The sequence below is a fragment of the Rhodococcus sp. T2V genome (genome assembly GCF_029269925.1).
GTDB lineage: Bacteria > Actinomycetota > Actinomycetes > Mycobacteriales > Mycobacteriaceae > Rhodococcus_F > Rhodococcus_F koreensis.
Genome location: NZ_JARJBD010000039.1, coordinates 63,787 through 83,821, shown reverse-complemented (window position 1 = coordinate 83,821; position 20,035 = coordinate 63,787). Strand labels below are relative to the sequence as shown.

At 68.7% G+C, this 20,035-nt stretch carries 14 protein-coding genes; 7 read left to right on the top strand and 7 right to left on the bottom strand.

All coding sequences use genetic code 11. The features are described from left to right. Nucleotides 1–84: 84 nt before the first annotated feature. Genes P3H15_RS28780 through P3H15_RS28760 form a run of 5 tightly spaced genes read right to left on the bottom strand, consistent with a single transcriptional unit; the run spans nt 85 to nt 3,663 of the window. Nucleotides 85–1,650, bottom strand: a complete 1,566-nt coding sequence (locus P3H15_RS28780) for a polyamine aminopropyltransferase (protein WP_276140357.1) — start codon at nt 1,648–1,650, stop codon at nt 85–87. Between the two features lie 4 nt (nt 1,651–1,654). Then, a complete protein-coding gene (locus P3H15_RS28775; protein WP_072947786.1) occupies nt 1,655–2,125 on the bottom strand; it encodes a DUF350 domain-containing protein in 471 nt (156 codons plus the stop codon). A 28-nt stretch (nt 2,126–2,153) separates the two neighbouring features. Beyond that, nucleotides 2,154–2,576: a DUF4247 domain-containing protein gene (locus P3H15_RS28770; protein ID WP_206013264.1), complete on the bottom strand. Its 423-nt coding sequence runs from the start codon at nt 2,574–2,576 to the stop codon at nt 2,154–2,156. Then, nucleotides 2,564–3,070, bottom strand: a complete 507-nt coding sequence (locus P3H15_RS28765; protein WP_276140356.1) for a DUF2617 family protein — start codon at nt 3,068–3,070, stop codon at nt 2,564–2,566. The genes P3H15_RS28770 and P3H15_RS28765 overlap by 13 nt, the downstream gene beginning before the upstream one ends. Then, nucleotides 3,067–3,663 carry a DUF4178 domain-containing protein gene (locus P3H15_RS28760; RefSeq protein ID WP_276140355.1) on the bottom strand — a complete coding sequence of 199 codons (597 nt, stop codon included), beginning with the start codon at nt 3,661–3,663 and terminating at the stop codon, nt 3,067–3,069. The genes P3H15_RS28765 and P3H15_RS28760 overlap by 4 nt, the downstream gene beginning before the upstream one ends. Before the next feature lie 224 nt (nt 3,664–3,887). Between P3H15_RS28760 and P3H15_RS28755 the strand changes: the two genes are divergently transcribed. The 3 genes from P3H15_RS28755 (at nt 3,888) to P3H15_RS28745 (ending at nt 12,773) form a co-directional block, all read left to right on the top strand. Next, entirely contained in the window at nt 3,888–4,535 is a 648-nt protein-coding gene (locus P3H15_RS28755; protein ID WP_276140354.1) for an isochorismatase family protein, read from the top strand. Between the two features lie 100 nt (nt 4,536–4,635). Next, nucleotides 4,636–11,712 carry a non-ribosomal peptide synthetase gene (locus tag P3H15_RS28750; protein WP_276140353.1) on the top strand — a complete coding sequence of 2,359 codons (7,077 nt, stop codon included), beginning with the start codon at nt 4,636–4,638 and terminating at the stop codon, nt 11,710–11,712. Further along, nucleotides 11,709–12,773: an iron-siderophore ABC transporter substrate-binding protein gene (locus tag P3H15_RS28745; RefSeq protein ID WP_276140352.1), complete on the top strand. Its 1,065-nt coding sequence runs from the start codon at nt 11,709–11,711 to the stop codon at nt 12,771–12,773. The genes P3H15_RS28750 and P3H15_RS28745 overlap by 4 nt, the downstream gene beginning before the upstream one ends. Nucleotides 12,774–12,789: 16 nt before the next feature. On the opposite strand, the gene entS is transcribed toward P3H15_RS28745, so the two are convergent. Continuing rightward, nucleotides 12,790–14,052, bottom strand: coding sequence for an enterobactin transporter EntS (gene entS, locus P3H15_RS28740; RefSeq protein WP_276140351.1), 1,263 nt, complete (start codon nt 14,050–14,052; stop codon nt 12,790–12,792). Nucleotides 14,053–14,197: 145 nt separating this feature from the next. Between entS and P3H15_RS28735 the strand changes: the two genes are divergently transcribed. Further along, complete coding sequence (locus tag P3H15_RS28735) at nt 14,198–14,446, top strand: phosphopantetheine-binding protein (protein WP_276140350.1); 249 nt, start codon at nt 14,198–14,200, stop codon at nt 14,444–14,446. Nucleotides 14,447–14,521: 75 nt separating this feature from the next. Next, nucleotides 14,522–15,862: a YhgE/Pip domain-containing protein gene (locus tag P3H15_RS28730; RefSeq protein WP_276140349.1), complete on the top strand. Its 1,341-nt coding sequence runs from the start codon at nt 14,522–14,524 to the stop codon at nt 15,860–15,862. Between the two features lies 1 nt (nt 15,863). Here P3H15_RS28730 and P3H15_RS28725 read toward each other — a convergent pair whose 3' ends face one another. After that, nucleotides 15,864–16,070 (bottom strand): hypothetical protein, encoded by a 207-nt coding sequence (locus P3H15_RS28725; protein WP_276140348.1) that lies wholly within the window; start codon nt 16,068–16,070, stop codon nt 15,864–15,866. A gap of 116 nt (nt 16,071–16,186) precedes the next feature. On the opposite strand from P3H15_RS28725, the gene P3H15_RS28720 reads away from it, so the two are divergent. Next, on the top strand, nt 16,187–17,728 hold the full coding sequence (locus tag P3H15_RS28720) for a bifunctional 3'-5' exonuclease/DNA polymerase (RefSeq protein ID WP_276140347.1): 1,542 nt from the start codon (nt 16,187–16,189) through the stop codon (nt 17,726–17,728). Nucleotides 17,729–17,811: 83 nt separating this feature from the next. Further along, complete coding sequence (locus P3H15_RS28715) at nt 17,812–20,034, top strand: MMPL family transporter (RefSeq protein ID WP_276140346.1); 2,223 nt, start codon at nt 17,812–17,814, stop codon at nt 20,032–20,034. Nucleotide 20,035: the final 1 nt, after the last annotated feature.

Below are 20,035 nucleotides of genomic sequence, written 5' to 3'. Positions count from 1 at the left end.
ACCGACAGGCATCAACATCAACCAGAACCTGTCTCAGACAGGTTGACAACTACCGCGGGCGGTTAACAAGTACTCACGGGTGCGTCAGCGCTCGTAGCCCTTCCGCATGTCGTCGACGATGCGTGGTCGGTCGAGGGTCGAGGGCTCGAGTTCGCGGCGGGGACGGTCGCGCGGGAAGATCACGGACGCGGCGAGGGTCGGTTCGTCGAGGAAGCGGAGTTCGGGGACGTCGCGGGGGAGGCGCAGCGCCGGCGGTTCGGGGCCGCGCCGGGCGAGGACGTACCCCCAGTCCCCGAAGCTCGGCACCAGCACGTGGTAAGGCGTGACGGCCAGACCCGCCGACGCGACGGTCGACGTGGTGCGCCAGAACGCGTCGGGCGTCGAGTAGGGACTGCCCGACTGCACGACCATCAGTCCGCCGGGGTTCAGGACCGCGGCGGCGAGACCGTAGAACTCGGTGGAGTACAGGCGGCCGAGTGCCGGGGTGTCGGGGTCGGGGAGGTCCACGATGACGGCGTCGAATCCCGAGTCCGGTGCGTCGCGGAGCCACCGGAACGCGTCGTCGAGGACCACGTGCACGCGCGGGTCCTGCAGAGCACCCTGATTCAGCCCGGACAGTCGCGTGTTCGCGAGTTCGATGACCGCCGGGTCGAGCTCCACCTGCACGATGTCCTCGACGCCGTGCAGTCGCAGGACTTCTCGGGCGGCGAGGCCGTCGCCCCCGCCGAGGATCAGTACCCGTTCGGGGTCGTCCGCCATCGCGGGGTACACCAGCGATTCTGTGTACCGGTGTTCGTCGACGCTGGAGAACTGGAGGTCGCCGTCGAGGAAGAGCCGCACGTCTCCCCCGCGTTCGGTGACGACGATCTCCTGGTACTGCGACCTTTCCGCGGCGACGACGGGATCGGTGTAGAGGCGTTGCCGGGACGTGGTCTCGATGCCGTCGGCCCGCACCAGCAGCACGGCGATGCACACGGCGGCGACGAGCAGCGCCACGACGGCGAGGAGCCGGGTGCGCAGGCTGAGCTGCCACCTGAGCAGGATCAGCGCCACGACTGCGGCGGCGACGAGGTTGATGATGCCGGTGATCGCGGCGCCGCGGATCATCCCGGCGACGGGCAGCAGGACGAACGGCCACAGCAGGCCGCCGACCAGGGCGCCCGCGTAGTCGGCGGCGTTGAGGTTCGCCAGCACCTTTCCGGTGCTCTCGGCACCGGTGTCGCTGCGGCCCGACTGCAGCAGCGTCATCAGCAGCGGCACCTCGGCGCCGACGAGCACACCGATCAGCGCGGTGGCGAGCACGAGAATGATTGCGCTGGAACCGAAGAACGTGAACGTCACGTACAGGGTCACCGCGCTGAACCCGCCGACGAGGCCGAGGACGATCTCGACGACCACGAACGACGCGGCGGCGGTGGACAGCAGCGGTTTGGCGGCGAGGGCGCCGACCCCGAGTGCGGCCACGAAACCCGCGACGATCAGCGACGTCTGGGTGATCCCGCCACCGGTCAGGCTGACCGACAGCGTCAGCAGGGCCAGTTCGTAGATCAACCCGCACGCCGCGCAGGCGGCGACCGCGGCGAGCAGGAACGCCCTGGACCGTCCACTGAGCGCGCGGGGGAAGTTCGGCTCTGCCGCTGTGGTCGTCACGAGATCAGGTGAGTGCGGCGGCGTTCACGAGGCCGATGGCGAACAGGCTCGCACCGACCGCCCAGGCGGCACCGCACATCTGCGGGTTCCCGACCAGTCCGACCAACTGGCCGGGCAGCAGCACGTTCATCAGTCGCAGCGCGATGACCTGCAACAGCACCCCGAACAGGCCGTAGACCGCGGAGTCGGCGAGTCCCTGCGCGAATCCGTCGGAACTGGTGAGGATCGCGGTGACCACGACGACAGCGAGGGCGAGGTGGTTCGACGCCAGCAGGATTGCCGCGTTGGGGTTCTTGTCGACGTACACCTGGTGCCGGAGATTGCCGGGGGTGGCGAGGTCGAGGACGGCGAAGCCGACGCCGAGGACGGCAATGCCGATGACGAAGTACGCCAGGGTGCCGAGCATGCCGACGGCGAGCAGTCCGACGTCGACGCTGCCGATTTCCGTTGCTGCCGCCGTGTAGGTGGTGTTCACGCGCTTCTCCCGAGTCGAGTGGTGTCTGTCATTTCGCGCTGCCGGATCCGCCGCTGCCGCCGGCGCCGCCCGCCGGTGAGCCTGGGTTGAAACCGGGCCCCAGATAGGCGAACCCGCCGCTTCGGTAGCGTCCGTCGATGTCTTCGACGCGCACGAGGCTGCCGCCGCCCGGCGCGGCACTGACCGTGACGATGTCGTCGTCGTAGCGCAGGTATTCGCTGCCGCCGTCCGCCTTCCGAGCCGCCGGGGGCTCTTCGGCGACGATCGAGGAGACGGTGGTGCCCACCGGGTCTTTCGACGTGTACGTCTTCGCGTCGCCCGCCGTGTTCTGCAGGGCGTACGTGTCGGCGATGTAGTCGCGGACCCCGCCGCCGCACGCGGTCGCGGCCAGCACCAGGAGCAGCATCGGGGCGAGCCGCACGCGTGTCCCGAACCTGCTCACGGCAGCCACCTGCTTCGTGTTTTCACGATCACCCCACCCTTGTCCACCGGATACAGATGCCAGGTCTGCCAGGCCCATCCGCCGGGATGCTCACGCGTCGCCGTGAGCGCGGTCAGTGCGGTGTGGTCTCCGGGAAACGCCCCGCAGATCCACCCCTCCACCTCGGTGGCCTGCCGCCGCAGCCAGTCGGCGGTCTGCTCGAGGCGGGCGCGGTCGACGATGTCGGTGGTCGAGTCGAATCGGTACCCGCCCGCGCTGTCGGATACCGGGAGCGGTCTGCCGCCTGCCCGGATCGCGTCGCACGACACCTGCTCGGTGATCCGGCTGCCCGCCGCGGACGCCGTCACCGCGTGCGACGCCCCGAGCACGCCGAGGGTCACCTGCTCGTCACCGTACGTGATGGTGAGTTCGGCCAGCGGAAGCGGCGTTTCGGCGTTCACGACGAGACCGAGCGCCTCGGCCGTCACATCCCGGGATTCGATGTCGAGGACGTGCAGTGTCACTGCGGCGGACCGGAATGGATCACGGTGAGCTCGCCCCGGGTCACGGCGCGGCCCGTGGAGACCTCCCACGACTGCGTCCGCGCCCAGCGCTCGAAGGACAGCAGGCCGGTCTTGTCGGCCGTCGCGTAGTCGGCGTAGTCGACGATGCCCTGGGGTGCGGTGCCGGTGGTGCCTTCTGCCGTGAACGAGGCGGTGCCGCGCTCGATCTGCCGGTGCACGACGTCGTCGAGGATTACGTCACCGCCCGGTTCGAGGCCTGTACCCTCTCTGCGCATCCACAGCGTCATGTCGAGGTTGCCCTCGTCGTTCTCGACGGTGAGCCACCGCTGACCGGTCGATCCGTCGAGGAGGTGTTCGTGCCAGATGTATCCCTCTTCGTCGAGGGTGATGGTCCCGCGCACGACGTGATCGATTCCGGCGTACGTGATGATGTCGCCGACTCCGATCTTGTACGGGTCGTAGACCTCCGGGTAGTCGGCGAGCGGATCGACCCTGGCAGCAGGCGCTGCGTTCTTTCCGGACCGATTCCGCAGGATCAGCACGATGCCCACGATCACGACAACGATCAGCAGCAGTAACAGCAGCTTGGTCAACGATCTCTCCTGGTCGGCGGATCCGGCGCGGGAGGCCAGTGCCCGGCCCCCACCGGTCAGTCACCTTACTGTGCGCCCGACACCCGCACACCTGGCGATTGCAGAAGCCAGGTTGCAAAGGCTAACCTAACCGAATGCGCGAGCGGTGGGGCGGAGCGCTGTCGTTCACCGAGATTCGCGCGGCATACGCCCAGAAATCGACAGAACCGACAGTGAGGAACCATATGGCCATCCCGCCCATTTCGACCTACACGATCCCGGAGATCCACGAGGTCCCCGAATCGAAGGTGACCTGGCGCCTCGACCCCCGGCGCTCCGCGCTGCTGGTCCACGACATGCAGAACTACTTCATCGACGCGTACGACGTACGTGCCGAACCCATGTCGACCGCGATGGCCAACATGGTCCGGATCCGCGAACTCTGCGCGGAAGCCGGGATTCCCGTGATCTACACGATGCAGCCCGGCGACCAGCATCCGTCGCGTCGCGGAATCCTCGCCGACTTCTGGGGCCCGGGACTGACGTCGGGTCGCGACACCGAGGTGGTCGAGCCGCTCGCCCCCCGCGACGGCGACATCCAGGTGACCAAATGGCGGTATTCGGCCTTCCAGCGCACCGACCTCCGGCAGTTGCTCGGCCATCACGGCCGCGACCAGCTGATCGTGACGGGCGTCTACGCACACATGGGCTGCATGCTGAGTGCCGCCGAGGCGTTCATGGCGGACGTCCAGCCGTTCCTGGTGTCCGACGCGACTGCGGATTTCAGCCGTGACGAACACCTCATGGCGCTCACGTATGCCGCGAAGCGCTGCGGTTCGGTGACCACCACGGACGCGCTGGTAACCGCACTCTCCCCGCTCGAAGTCGGCTGAGCCGCGGCAGCCGGATCACCACATCTTATGTGGTTAGGCTAACCTGACACGCCGAGCAGCTGAAAGCCCGAAAGCCGAAAGCATCAGGAGCGCCTGTTAGATGTCCCTTTCGATATCGTCGCCGTCCCCCCTGCAGACCGAGGCGGACACCGACGTCAGCTTGACCGCCGCCCAACGCGAACTGTGGGCCGGGCACCATCTGGACCCGACCCGGTCGGCGTTCACGACGGCCGAATACGTGGAGGTCGCGGCCCCTGTCGACCTCGGCGCTCTCGCCGCGGCGATACGCGCGGTGATCGCGGAGGCCGAGGTGCTCTCGACCCGCTTCGTGGCCGAGCCCGACGCCGATCCGGCCGACGTCGTGCAGGTGCACGATCGACATCACGCGCCCGAACTCGAACGCCTCGATCTCGACCGGGCCGCGGCTGTGGAGTGGATGCGCGAGGACGTGCGCCGACCACTCGACTTCGCCACCGCTCCCCTCGTGCGCACGGCACTGATCACGGCCGAATCCGGTGCGATCTGGTACCTTCGCGCCCCGCACGCATTGCTGGACGCGTACGGGTATTCACTGCTCACCCGCCGTGTCGCGGCGCTGTACACGGCCCGGCTCGCGGGCACCGAACCGCGACCGGCGAAGTTCCCGCCGCTGCGGGAGCACGTCCGGGCGGCACACGAGTTCGACGCCGCGGCCCCCGACGGCGCCCCTCCGGCCGTCTCGCGTCCGGTCGGATTCGGTGACACGATGCGCCGGCCGGCCCCCGATCCCCATCGATGCACGATCCCGATCGACCCCGGCGTCGCACGGAGCCTGCGCGACGCCGCCACGGCGCAGGCGACCACGTGGGCGGAGGCGGTGTACGCGGCCGCCGCCACGTACCTGGGTGCCCACACGGGCGCCGAGGAGGTGACGCTTCGGGTTCCGGTGCTGGCCCGCAACGGAATCGAGCTGGCGTCACCCGTGACGGCCACGAACATCGTGCCGCTCCACGTCCCCCTCGACCCACGGCCGACGTTCGCCGACGTGATCGGCCGGGTGGCCGCGGCACTGTCCGAAGCCCGCCCGTTCCAGCGTGTCCGGGACGCCGGGAGCCGTATCTCCGGCGGAGCGGTGGTGAACGTCAAACCGTTCGCCGCCAGAATCGCTTTCGGCCCCACCTCCGGGTCGGTGCACCAATTGGCCACCGGTCCGGTGGAGGACGTGGTGATCTCCGTCTCCGGTGCCGGCGACGAACTCACGCTCGAATGGGCCGGAAACCCCGAGGTCTACACGGACGTCGAGATCCGGAACCACGCACATCGCTTCGCGCACTACCTCCGAAGTATCTCCGTGGCAACGGAACCCGTCACCGTCGTGGATGTCTGCGCCCCGGATGAACTGCACTCGTGGCGGTCGGCGGCCGGGCTCGACCGGACCGGCACGACCGCAGCGGCACGTCCCGACAGCATCGCCTCCGCCTTCCTCGCGCAGGTGCGCACCCACCCGGACCGGGTCGCGGTGAACGACCTGACGTACCGGGAACTCTCGGAGCGCGCCGCCGCCCTGGCGCGCCGGCTGAGGTCGGCGGGCGCCGGACGCGGCACGGTCGTGGCCGTCAGCCTTCCCCGCGGCACCGATCTGATCGTCGCCGTCCTCGCGATTCTCCGCAGCGGCGCGACCTACCTGCCGATCGATCCGTCCTCCCCGGCCGAGCGGGCCCGGTTCATCCTGCGGGACGCGCAGCCGACGCTGGGAATCGGATCCGCCGATCTGCTCGGCGACCTCCCCCGCGTCGAGGAGGGCGCGCCGGAGTCCGGCGGCGGGGAACTCGACGACCCGGTGCGCGCCGACGACATCGCGTACATCATCTACACGTCCGGATCGACCGGTGTGCCCAAGGGCGTTCCGATTCCGCACCGCAACGTGCTGCGGCTGTTCGAGGTGTCCCGGGAATGGTTCACGTTCACCGAGGACGACTGCTGGCCGCTGCTGCATTCGTACGCGTTCGATTTCTCCGTCTGGGAGATCTGGGGTGCGCTGCTGCACGGCGGACGCCTCGTCACGGTCGACGAGACCACCCTCACGTCACCGGCCGACCTCGCCGCCCTTCTCGTCGACGAGAGTGTCACCGTCCTGAACCAGACGCCGTCCGCGTTCGGGCATCTCGTCGACGCTCTCGCCCGCGCGGACTCGTTCGATCGGCTGCGGCTGCGGTACGTCGTGTTCGGCGGTGAGGCCCTCGATCCGGCGGTCCTGCGGGCCTGGTTCGCCGCCTCGGGTCCGGCTGCGGAAACGACCCTGGTCAACATGTACGGCATCACCGAGACCACCGTCCACGTCACCGCCACGAAGGTCACCGGCGCCGACGTCGTGGACATCGGGGCGCCGCTCGGCGACCTGTGCACCTACGTTCTCGGGCCGGGACTGCGCCCGGTGCCCCCCGGCGTCACCGGGGAGATCTACGTGTCCGGGCCCGGACTGTCCCCCGGCTACCTCGGGCGTCCCGACCTGACGTCGGCGCGGTTCGTCGCCGACCCGTTCGCCTCCAGCGGGACGCGCATGTACCGGACCGGCGACCTCGCCCGGTACGACGCGACCGGCACCCTCCATTATCACGGCCGGATCGACGACCAGATCCAATTGCGCGGTTACCGTGTCGAACTCGGCGAGATCACCGCGGCGATGACCGCGGTTCCCGACGTGCAGGCGGCGGTCGCGACGGTGCACGAGCAGGCCGGCGGCGACCAGCGGATCGTCGGATACGTCGTTCCCCGGCCGGGCAGCACGCCCGACACGGTCGAGGAGGACGTGCGGGCACACCTCGTCCGCACGCTGCCCGGGTACATGACCCCGTCCGCGCTGGTGATGCTCGATCGGTTGCCGTTGACCCACAACGGCAAGGTCGACAAGGACGCGCTGCCCGCCCCCCGTTGGCTCGGACGGGCCGGCGACACAGCGCGCACCGACATCGAGGCCCGGATCCTCCCGCTGTTCACGTCGATCCTCGGCGCCGAGGAGGTCGGCGTCCACGACGACTTCTTCGCGCTGGGCGGGAACTCCCTTCTCGCCGCCGCCCTCGTGTCGGCGATCACCGCGGAACTCGGTGTGCCGCTGCGGGTCGCGACGGTTTTCGAGAACCCGACCGTGGCCGCCGTCGCCGCGCAACTGGAGGACGCCGGTGAGCGGGTGCAGGCCGGCAGGCCGTCCCCGCGGGACCTCCCCGAGGGCACGCCGGTGCCGTTGTCCCCCGCGCAGGAACGCCTGTGGTTTCTCGACAGCGCGGCCGGCGGCGGAACGTACCTGCTGGCACTGGCCGTCGATTTCGGGGACGGCCTCGAACCGGATGCGCTGTCCGCGGCGCTCGCGGACGTCGTGACCCGGCATCAGTCGTTGCGGACGGTGTTCCCCCTCGTCGACTCCATGCCCCACCAGGTCGTGCTTCCCGCGGCACACGCGAAGGTCCGGCTCGAACGCGTCGACAACGTCGGCAACATCGAGGGACACATCGCAGCGATGACGACGGTGGGGCTCGGACTCACCGATCAGCCGCCGCTGCGCGCGGTGCTGTACGAGCCGCAGCACACGCTGGTCCTGTTGATGCACCACATCATCGGCGACGAATGGTCGCAGTCGAAGCTGCTGGACGATCTCGCGTTCGCGTACAACGCCCGCCGCGCCGGACGGGCACCGGAGTTCACGCCGCTGCCGCTGCAGTACCCGGACGTCGCCGTGTGGCAGCGCGAACGCATCGGCGCGGGGCCGGATGACGCGACCCCGTTGCTGACCGGCCAGCTCGACTACTGGCGTGAGCAACTCGCCGGTCTGCCGCTCGAACTGGGCTGGCGCACCGACCGCCCGCGGCCTGCCCTGCCCACCAATCGCGGCGCGAGCGTGCACCGCACGCTGTCGCCGTCGCTGCACGCGGCCGTCGATGCGCTGGCCGCCGAGCGGCGCGCGAGCTTCTTCATGATCGTCCATGCCGCGGTGGCCGTGCTCCTCGAACGGCTCGGCGCCGGGGAGGACATCGCCCTCGGGGTGCCCGTCGCCGGTCGCAGTCACCCCGATCTCGACGCGATGGTGGGCTGCTTCATCAACACGGTGGTCCTGCGGACCGACGTCTCGGGCGACCCGACGTTCGACCAGTTGCTGGACCGGGTCCGAGCCGTCGACCTCGACGCCGTCGACCATGCCGACGTGCCGTTCAACCGCATCGTGGAACTGGTCAATCCCCCACGGTCGTCGGCCCGCCACCCCCTGTTCCAGGTGATGCTCTCGCACTGGAAGCAGGACGGCGCCGCGGAGCAATTCGACGGAACGACCGCGGCCGTGCGGATGCTCGACGCGACGTCCGCGAAATTCGATCTGGCGCTCCGCTTCCAGGAGCGTCCGGACAGCGGCGGCGTCGACGTGACGTTCGAGTACTCCACCGAACTCTTCGATGCCGCAACGGTCGAATCCCTCGCCGACCGACTCGCCGTGGTGATCGAGCGCCTCGTCGCGAATCACGAGCAGCGGATCGGCTTGCTCGACATCCTGACCCCGCAGGAGCGGGAGCGGGTGCTCGGCGAATGGTCGCACTCGGAGCACTCCATTCCCGCCCGCACGTTCGACGAGTACTTCTCGGAGCAGGTGGCCCGCACCCCCGACGCCGAGGCCCTCGCCGTCGGCGCGAGCGTGCGGCCCGCGGTGTCTCTCACCTACCGGCAGCTCGACGAACGCGCGAACCGCGTTGCCCACCTGCTGATCTCGCGGGGCACAGGCCCCGGCGACGTGGTCGCGCTCGCCCTCGACCGCTCCGCCGAGCTGATAATCAGTGTCCTCGCCGTGCTGAAGAGCGGTGCCGCATATCTTCCCGTCGACCCCACGTACCCGGCCGACCGGATCGCGCACATGCTCGCCGACGGCGCCCCGGTCGCGATTCTCACCTCCTCGGTCGGTGTGCCCGACCGCACGCCGCTGGGCACCGCCGTGCCCGTTCTCGACCTGGACGATCCGGACCTGCAGGCGCTGCTCGACACCCAGCCCGTCACCGCCCCCACGGACGCCGACCGCACCAGGCCGCTGCACCTCGACGACGCCGCGTATCTCATCTACACGTCCGGTTCGACGGGAGTTCCCAAGGGCGTCGTCGTCCCCCACCTCGGCATCGCGGACCTGCTGTCGCTGCAGTCGGACGTGATCGGCATGGACCACACCACGCGTGCGCTGCACTTCTCGTCCATCAGCTTCGACCTCGCGTTCTGGCAGATCATGTGGGGGGTGCTCTCGGGCGGGACGCTGGTGGTCGCGACGGACGCCGACCGCATCCCAGGCGAGCCCCTCGCCCGGGTCATCAACGAACACGACGTGAACTTCGTCGGTGTGCCACCGTCTTTCGCCGCCGCGTTCCCGCCGGAGCATCCCATCCCGGAGGGCGTCGACCTGATGCTCGGCGCCGAGAAGCTCACCCCGCAGCTGATCGAGCGGTACGCTCCCGGCCGCCGACTGTTCAACGCGTACGGACCCACCGAGTGCACGGTCAACGCCACCCTCGCCCTCGTCGAACCGGGACACGAAGGTCCCGTCCCCATCGGCGTCGTCGATCCCGGCAAGCACGCCTACGTCCTGGACCACGCGTTGCGGCCGGTACCCCCGGGCGTGTCCGGTGAGCTGTATCTCGCGGGCGACAGCGTCACCCGCGGATACCGCAACCAGACTCCGAAGACAGCGGAGCGGTTCATCGCCGACCCGTTCGCGGAGCCGGGCAGCCGCATGTACCGGACATCGGATGTGGTGTGGTGGGGCCGGGACGGTCAGATCTACTTCACCGGCCGGGCCGACTCGCAGGTCAAGGTGCGCGGATTCCGCATCGAACTCAATGAGATCGAGGCCGTGCTGTCCGGTGACCCGGACGTCGAGCACATCGTCGTCGTGGTCCGCGAGGACCGGCCCGGTGATCAGCGGCTGGTCGCGTACGCCACGTCGGTGCCGGGTGGCCGGATCGACCCCGACCAGTTGCATCGCCGCGCCGCCAGCCGGTTGCCGGACTACATGATCCCGGCGGCGTTCATCGCCGTCGACGAGTTCCCCACCCTGCCGAACGGCAAGCTCGACCAGTCTTCGCTCCCCGTTCCGCACCTGTCCCTGCAGGTGTCCGAGCGGGGGCCGCGCACGGCCCGCGAAGAGGTACTGTGCCAATTGTTCGCGGAGGCCCTCGGCATCGAGCGGGTCGGCATCGACGACAGCTTCTTCGACCTCGGTGGCCACTCGCTGATGGCGGCCGGGCTGATGAGCGCGATCTCGAAACGGCTGTCCGTCACCGCGACCGTGGCCTCGCTGTTCGCGGCGCCGACCGTGGCCCAGCTGGCAGGCCGCCTCGACGACGATCACGACGCCGACGCGCTGGCCGTGCTGCTTCCGTTCCGCACCGAGGGCTCCCGGCCACCGGTGTTCTGCTTCCACCCCGCCGGCGGGATCAGCTGGGGCTATTCCGGCCTGCTGCGGCACATCGACGACGACTACCCGCTGTACGGCGTGCAGGCGTCCAACCTGTCGACGTCCACGCGGCCGCCGGAAACGCTCCAGGACATGGCCGCCAAATACATCGAGCACATGCGGACCGTGCAGCCGACGGGCCCGTACCACCTCCTCGGATGGTCGCTGGGCGGCGTCGTCGCGCACGCCATCGCGGGCGCACTGCAGGATCAGGGCGAGGAACTGGGCATGCTCGTCATGCTCGACTCCTTCCCGTCGGACGCGTGGGCGTCGATGCCGACGGAGCAGGACGCGCTCGCCGCTCTGCTCTACATGGTCGGCTACGACCCGGAACCGCTGCTCGTGGATGGCCTCGACCGGCAGCAGGTGATCGACATCCTGCGCGGCGAGGGCAGTGCCCTCGCCGGGATCAACGAGCACACACCGGCCGCGATGATCGACAACTTCGCGAACGCCGTGCGCCTCGAATCCGAACCCTCACAGATCGTCGTGGACTCCGACATGCTCTTCTTCACCGCGGCCAGGAATCCTGCGACCGCGGCGACGTACGACTTGTGGCGGCCCTACCTGACCGGGACCATCGTCAACCACGACCTCGACTGCGAGCACAAGGACATGACTCAGCCGCGTTGGATCGGCGAAGTCGGTTCCGTCGTGAACGAGGCGCTCGCCTCGTTCGGCTCGCCCATGAACCCCATCAACAAAGAACAGGGAGATCGATGAAAACGTCCGGAAGATACTGGCGTAGAGCCGGAATCGTGATGATGGCGGCAACCGCGCTGTTCGCGGGTGCCTGCAGCGAGTCGACGTCCGACTCGACCGACGCGGCGGGATCCGCCACCGGACAGGCCGACGCGTCGGCCTTTCCCGTGTCGATTCCGTCGGCGCTCGGCACCGCCGAGATCCCGGAGGCACCGGAACGCGTCGTCACGCTCGGCTGGGGCAGCGAGGACGCGGCACTGTCGCTCGGCGTCGTGCCCGTCGCCGTGCAGAACATGAAGTCGGACACCGGAACCGACGACGGCCTGCTGCCGTGGTCGCGCGCGAAGCTCGAAGAGCTCGACCCGAACGCGGAACCCGCGTTGCTGACGGCGTCGAGCAAGGAGATGCCGTACGAGCAGATCGCGGCACTCGACCCCGACGTGATCCTGGCCGTGCACTCCGGTGTGAACCAGGAGCAGTTCGACAAGCTGTCGGCGATCGCCCCCACCGTGGCGTACCCGGAGCGTCGCTGGGCGACCAGCTGGGAAGACCAGATCACCACGGTCGGCAAGGCCCTCGGCCGGTCGGCACAGGCCGAGGCGCTGGTGACGCAGACGCAGGACACCCTGGCGCAGGCGAAGTCGCAGCACCCCGAGTTCACAGGCAAGACGGTGGCCTTCGGCAGCGGCACCGAGCCGGGGTCGTACAACTTCTACTTCGACACCGATCCTCGCCTGAAGATGCTGGCAAGCCTCGGATTCACGGTCGACCCGCTCGCCCAGAAGTTGCGTGAGAGCAGTGACCAGACCAAGTTCGCCGCTCCGGTCAGCATGGAATTGCTGCCGACGTACAACCCGGATGTGCTGCTCGCCTGGTACCTCTCGCCCGAACTGCAGAACGAGGTTCAGTCGAACCCGCTGTTCGCCGGGGTGAAGGCCGTGCGCGACAACGCCTACGTGGGTCTGACCGATCCGCCGCTGGTGTTCGCGTCGAGCTCGCCGAACGTGCTCAGCGTGCCGTGGCTGCTCGACAAGCTGCTCCCGCAGCTGTCGCAGGCCGCGAACAACGCTCAGGCCAGCTAGTTCCCACCTGAGCGCGTCACTGTGCCGCTGCCGAGAGGTCCTCTTCGGCAGCGGCACTGCTGTAGGTGCGCAATCCCTTCAGGGTCAGCGCGAGAAGCGCCAGCACCACGATGCCGCCGGTTCCGTAGAGGAGGAACGCCTCGCGCGGGCCCACCGCCGCGCCGACGGCGCCCGCGACGAGCGCTCCGGCAGCCGAGCCGGTGGAGATCTGGGCGCCCCACACTCCGGCGACGCGTCCGCGGTACTCCTCGGGCGTCTCGGTCTGGATGACGGCGTACCGGAGGATGTCGCCGAGCACGCGCCCGAAGCCGTGTGCGGCGAGACCGAGGAACGTGACTGCGATCATCGGGACGGCGCCGACGCCGATCAGCCCGGCCGACGCGATCATGGCCGCGAGGAACACGATCAGGCCCCCGCGACGAGCCGTTCCTGTCCAGCCGCTCGTGAGTGATCCGGTGAGGGCGCCGACGGCGGGAGCACTGTAGAGCAGTCCGGTGGCGGCCGGTCCGGCGTGCAGCACCTGGCTCGCGTAGGCGGGCAGCAGCACGTTCCAGCCGGTCAGCATCATCGCGCAGAAGCCGACCAGCAGCGTCCCGCCGACCACGGAATCCTTGGCGGCGTAGGTGAAACCGCTGGCGATCGACCGCAGCGGACTCTCGGTGTTCTTGACCGGCGGCGGCAGCGACGGCAGCCTGGCGATGCAGTACGCGGTGATCCCCGAGGACACCGCGGCGAAAACGTAGTTGGTGCCCACGGACGTCGCCGCGATGATCACACCGCCGATGGCGGGTGACGCGACCGTCCCGAGATCGGCCATCACGGTCATCAGGGCGCCGGCGGCGGCCATCTTGTCCTTGGGCAGCAGCGACGGGATCACCGCCATCAGTGCGGTCGCGGAGATGCCGCCTGCGAGGCCCTCGATCACGCCGCACAGGTAGATGATCCACAGTTGGGGTGTGGGCAGGAACGCGTTGACCGCGAGAATGGCGAAGGCAACCCCTGCCGTGGCCCGAGCGAGCGAGATGACCGGCCTGCGATCGTACCGGTCGGCGATCACGCCGCCGAACAGGGTGCCGATGAACACCGAGGTGCCCACGACGATGCTCGCCGCGCCCACTGCCAGTGTGGAATTCGTCATGTCGTACACCTGCAGCGGCACTGCCACCAGCAGCAGGCCCAGACCGAAGATGGAGATCGTGCGGGCGATGAAGATGTATCGGAACTCGCGACTCGTCCGGAGAGGCGTCAAGTCGATTGCGTATCGCGATAATCCAGCCATTGTCATCCATTCACATTCGGTTGCAACAGCTCTCCGTTTCGCCGTTCGCGCGGAGAGCAACTATGCTTAGGCTTCACTAACCCAGCAACCTACCCCATGTGGTCGGACCGGCTCAACGCGCCGGGTCCGGCCGACGCACCGGAGGATGACAGTGAGTTCCGCTCCCAGCACAATTCCGACCCGCGACCGAATCCGCGCCGACGTCGCCGACGTCCTCGACGTCCCGGTCGCCGAGATCGACGACGACGCGAACCTCCTCGACGAGGGAATGGACTCCGTGCGCGTGATGGCGCTGGTCGAACGGTGGCGCGCGGATGGCGTCCAGGTCGATCTCGTCGACCTCGTCGGTGAGCCGACGCTCGACGCCTGGTTCGAGGTCACTTCGGCGCACTGAGCGGCCCCACCGCCTACTCTTGATCCGGCTGGTCGATCCGGGGAGCGACACGGACACGGGAGGACGCGAGGGGCCATGGCACATGAAACCAGCGATGCCGGCAGGATGAGCGTGCTGCGGACACCGCGGTTCTGGATAGCTCCCGTGCTCCTGGTCTCCGTCGTCATGTCCCTACTCGCCGCGTTGTACATGGGCGGCATGCTCAATCCCCCCGAGCACCTCCACCACTTCCCCATCGCCCTCGTCGATCAGGACGAGGGCGACACCGTGCCCAACTCCGATCCGCCGCAGCGGCAGAACTTCGGCAACCAGATCGCCGCAGGCCTCCTCGAGGGCGTCGATCCGAACAAGATCGAACTGCGGCAGATCGGGATCGCGCAGGCCCAGTCCGCACTGGACAACGGGGAGATATACGGCGCCATCGTCATCCCGAGCGACTTCACGAAACGCACGCTCATCCTCGCCCAGGCGAGCGTGATCCCCGGGGACGTCGAACGACCCGTGATCACCATCTACACGAACCCCCGCGCCGGCACGATCAGTGCGAACCTCGTCCAGAACATCGGTCAGATGGCGATGGACAAGGCCAACCAGATGATGGGCGAGCAACTCACCACCCAGGTGACGCAGCAACTGCAGGCGACGGCCCCCGACCTCCAGCTGTCGGGGGCCAGCCGGCTGGTGCTCGACGAGCCCATCGACGTGCGGGTCGTGGCCCACAACCCGCTACCGGACAACACCGGTTTCGGCCTGGCGGCGTTCTACTACGCGCTGCTGATCGTCCTGGCGGGATTCACCGGTGCGACCATCGCGAGCACCCTGACCGACGGCATGCTGGGATTCACCCCGACCGAGGTCGGGCCGCTGTACCTGCACAACGAAGCGGTCCCGATCTCCCGTTTCCACACCCTGCTGATCAAGTGGGCGGTGATGGTACTGCTGGCGATGATCGTGTCCGGGCTGTACCTGTGGATCAGCTCCGCCCTCGGGCTGCCGATCACCGATCCGCTCGCACTGTGGGAGTACGGCGCATTCGCGATCGCCGCCGTCGGGATCACGGCGATGTCGGTGATGGCCGCGTTCGGGAACCTGGGCCTGCTCATCAACCTGCTGGTCTTCGTCGTCCTGGCGCTCCCCTCGTCCGGGGGCACGATCCCGCTCGAGGCGGCGCCGCGGCTGTACAGCTGGCTCGGTGAGTTCGAGCCGATGCACCAGATCTACATCGGGGTGCGCGCCATCATGTTCTTCGGCGCATCGGGCGACGCAGGCCTCATCCACGCCGTGTGGATGACCCTCGCCGGCCTGCTCATCGGCCTCGTCTTCGGTGCCGTCATCACCCGGTTCTACGACCGTAAGGGTCTGCACCGCCGCCACAAGGCACAGACCGAACCCGCCGTGGACCCCGCCGGGGAGTGAGTCACGCGGGGGTCGACCAGGCCGTGCCGAACTGTTCGTACCAGGGATGCGGGGCGGGCACCGCCGCCAGGATCCGCTCGACGAACCGATCGGGGTCGCCGAGTTCGGCGAGTCCGACTCCGCGGCGCTCGTAGTCGGCGAATCGGTCGTGCAGTCCGGCGATCACCCTGTCTGTCACCGTCTGCTCGAACTCTTCGATGGTTGCCATCGGATGCCCCTCCTTCCGGCGAGAAGCGTCTGCGTTCAGTGTAGTGCCGACCTGCGGATTCACCCCCGTCCGGCGGCGGATTATCGCCTGTCGGTGGCGCAGAGCAGACTGGGCCCGTGAGAGTGGTCATGGTTCCCGGCGCCGAGGGTGGCGCGACGACCGTTCGCACCGATCCAGCGGGAGTCCCGGTCGAGTCGCCGCGTCGGCACTCCGACGGCGTGGCCGCGGTCCGCGACATCGAAGCAGCCGAGCACCCCCGCTGGGTCTGGACGAGTACCGCCGCCGTCTATCCGGCGCTGCTCCGGGCCGGGGTGCGGGTGCGGCGCTGCCACGACCTCGCGCTCACCCGTGCCGTCCTCAGTATGCGCGACGGCGTTCCGGCGCCGCCGGCTGACGAACCCGTCGACGAACGCCCCGGTCTGTTCGACACCGCACCCGCCACGGATCCGGCTCAGGTGGTCACCGATTTCGCGGAACAGCGCAAGACGATCGGTGACGATGCCAAACTCGACCTGCTGGTGGCCGCCGAGTCCGCGGGAGCGCTGGCCGCCGCGGAGATGAGTTTCGACGGGCTGCCGTTCTCCACCACCGCCCACCGCGCCTTCCTCGAGACGACGCTCGGGCCCCGTCCCGCCGGGTACGACCTGCCGCAGCGCATCCAGGACGTCACCGTCGAGATCGGGGCGGCGTTCGGCCGTCGCATCAACCCGGCGTCCCACGTCGAAGTCGTCGACGCCTTTCGCCGTGAGGGCATCGAACTCGCGTCGACCCGCAAACACCTCCTGCGCGAGGTCGATCACCCTGCCGTCCCGCTGCTCCTGCACCATCGGGATCTGTCCAAGCTGTTCAGCACGAACGGTTGGCAGTGGCTGGACAGCTGGGTCCGCGACGACCGGTTCCGCCCGGTCTATGTCCCCGGCGGCGTGGTGTCGGGCCGCTGGGCGAGCCGCGGCGGCGGCGCACTGCAGATTCCGAAACCGCTGCGGTCGAGCGTGATCGCCGACCCGGGTCACACGTTCGTCATCGCCGACGCCGGCCAACTCGAACCCCGCATACTGGCCGCCATGTCGGGTGACGCCCGCATGGTCGCCGCCGCGGGCGCCGACGACCTGTACGCACCGGTCGCGGCGGAGACGTTCGACGGCGACCGCGGCAAGGCCAAGGTCGCGATCCTCGGTGTGCTGTACGGCGCGACAGCCGGCGAGGCCCGGTCCCTGCTCACCCTGCTGCGCACCCGCTTTCCCGTCGCCGTCGAATACGTGGAGAGGGCGGCCCGCTCCGGTGAACGCGGCGAGGTCGTGCACTCGTGGCTCGGCCGCGCCTGCCCGCCGCCGTCACCCGACTTCTGGTCTCACGGCGACGCGCGGTCCCGCGGCCGGTTCACCCGGAACTTCGTGGTGCAGGCCACGGCATCCGAGTGGGCGCTGTGCGTGCTCGCCGATCTGCGGCGCCGCCTGGCCGACGAACCGGACAGTGAACTGGTCTTCTTCCAGCACGACGAGGTGATGGTGCACACCCGGGATCCGGAGTCCGCGACGCGGCACGTTCTGGGCGCCGTCGACGTAGCCACCCGGTTGCTGTTCGGCGAGACGCAGGTGCGGTTTCCGATGGATGTGGCGGTGCGTGACTGCTACGCGGAACCCTCCGACGAGGCCTGACCCGCGCAGGTTTCCGGTGTCGCGGGTGCGCTCGGCATGGTGTACTGGGACGCACTGCTGGCGGGGGCGGCGAAGGAGAACCCATGACGAAGTTGGATTCGACGGACTCGAGCACGAGCGGCGAGAAGTCGCGCAGATTTCGCTGGCCCGCGTTCACCATCGTGGCCATCGCGATCGTCGCGTTCTTCGCGGGCGGATTCGGGGGATCCTTCCAGGGGAAGCTCACCGAGGTCCAGAAGAACGACAACGCCGCCTACCTGTCGAGTTCCGCCGAATCGACGATCGTCACCAACGAATCGTCCAAGTTCCTCACCGTCGAGACCATCCCCGGTTTCGTGCTGTTCCACAGCGACGCACCGCTCACCGACCAGGACAAGGCCGCCGTCGCTCAGGCGCACGACGCCATCGCGGCCGTCGACGGCGTCGACGCCGAAGGCATGTCGCAGCCGCAGTTCTCGGAGGACGGCACCACGGCGTCGATCTTCGTTCCCCTCGTCGCGAAGGAGGACGGCACGGCGGTCACCGGTGACGTGCTCGCCGCCACCGAGGAGAACGTCCTCACCGCCGCGAAGGACGCGGCCACCGGGCTCGAGGTGCTCCCCGCCGGTCCCGGCGGTCTGCTGGTGGCGTTCATCGACGCGTTCGCCGGTCTCGACGGCGCCCTGCTGGGCGCGGCCCTGCTCGTGGTGGTCCTCATCCTGCTGGTGGTGTACCGCTCCCCGGTGCTGTGGTTCTTCCCGCTCTTCTCGGCGCTGCTCGCGCTCGGTCTCGCGTCAATGGTCATCTACTTCCTCGCCAAGGCCGAGGTGCTCACGCTCACCGGGCAGAGTCAGGGCATCCTGTTCGTCCTCGTCATCGGGGCGGGCACCGACTATGCGCTGCTCCTGATCTCCCGCTATCGGGAAGAACTGCACTTCTATTCCAGCCGGTTCGACGCCATGATCAAGGCCTGGAAGGAATCCGCCCCTGCCATCACGGCGTCGGCGGTCACCGTCATCCTCGGTCTGCTGTGCCTGACGTTTTCCGAACTGAACTCCAACAAGAGCCTCGGTCCGGTCGCCGCGATCGGCATCGCGTGCACGTACCTCGTGATGATGACGTTCCTGCCGGTGGCGCTGTCCGCGGCGGGACGGTGGGTGTTCTGGCCGCGGAAACCGAAGGTGGACGAGGCCGCCGACCTCACCACGCACGGTCTGTGGGGCAAGATCGCCGCCCAGGTCGGAAGCAAGGACCGCACCCTCTGGATCGGGACGACGGTGCTGCTGGCCGTGCTGTTCCTGGTGGGCATCGGCAGTCTGAAGACGGACGGGCTGTCCTCTTCGGAGAATTTCACCAACCGGCCGGACGCCGTCGTCGGCCAGGAATTGTACGACTCCACATTCGATCCGGGCGCCGGCGCACCCGCCGTCATCGTCACCAACGCCGATCAGACGGACGCGGTCATCGCAGCCGTGAGCGGCGTGGAGGGTGTGTCGACGGATCCCGGCGCGGTGTGCCCGCAGGTCGATGTCGAGAAGCTGTCCGCCCTCGTCAAGTCGAACCCGGCGGCGGTGGCTTCGGCGGCCGGGCAGGGGTGCGCACCCGACTTCCTCACCGCCGCACCGATCGACGGGCGAATGGTCGTCAACGTGACGCTCGCCGACTCGTACGATTCGCCGGAAGCTCTCGAGACGGTGAAACGACTGCGGGACGCGGCGCACGCCGTGCCCGGCGCCGACGCGCTCGTCGGTGGCAGCACGGCAACCACTCTCGACGTGCAGACGGCGTCGGTGCACGACCGGAACCTGATCATCCCCATCGTTCTCGTCGTGATTTTCGTCGTGCTGGCCCTCCTGCTCCGCGCGCTGCTCACGCCGATCATCCTCATCGCCACCGTGGTCCTGTCGTTCGCGGCCACGCTCGGGGTGTGCGGCCTGTTCTTCACCCACGTCTTCCATTTCGCGAACGCGGATCCCGCGTTCCCGCTGTTCGCGTTCGTGTTCCTGGTGGCCCTCGGCATCGACTACAACATCTTCCTGATGACGCGGGTCCGCGAGGAAACCGAGGAACACGGCACCAAATCCGGTGTGCTGCGCGGCCTGGCGGTGACTGGTGGGGTCATCACGTCGGCCGGTGTGGTGCTCGCCGCGACGTTCGCGGTGCTGGGTGTGCTGCCGCTGGTGTTCCTCGCCGAGGTCGGCTTCGCGGTCGCGTTCGGCGTGCTGCTCGACACGATCGTCGTACGCAGCATCCTCGTCCCGGCGCTCTCCCACGACATCGGCAAGAAGATCTGGTGGCCGTCGGCGCTGGCGAAGGCCAAGGACTAAA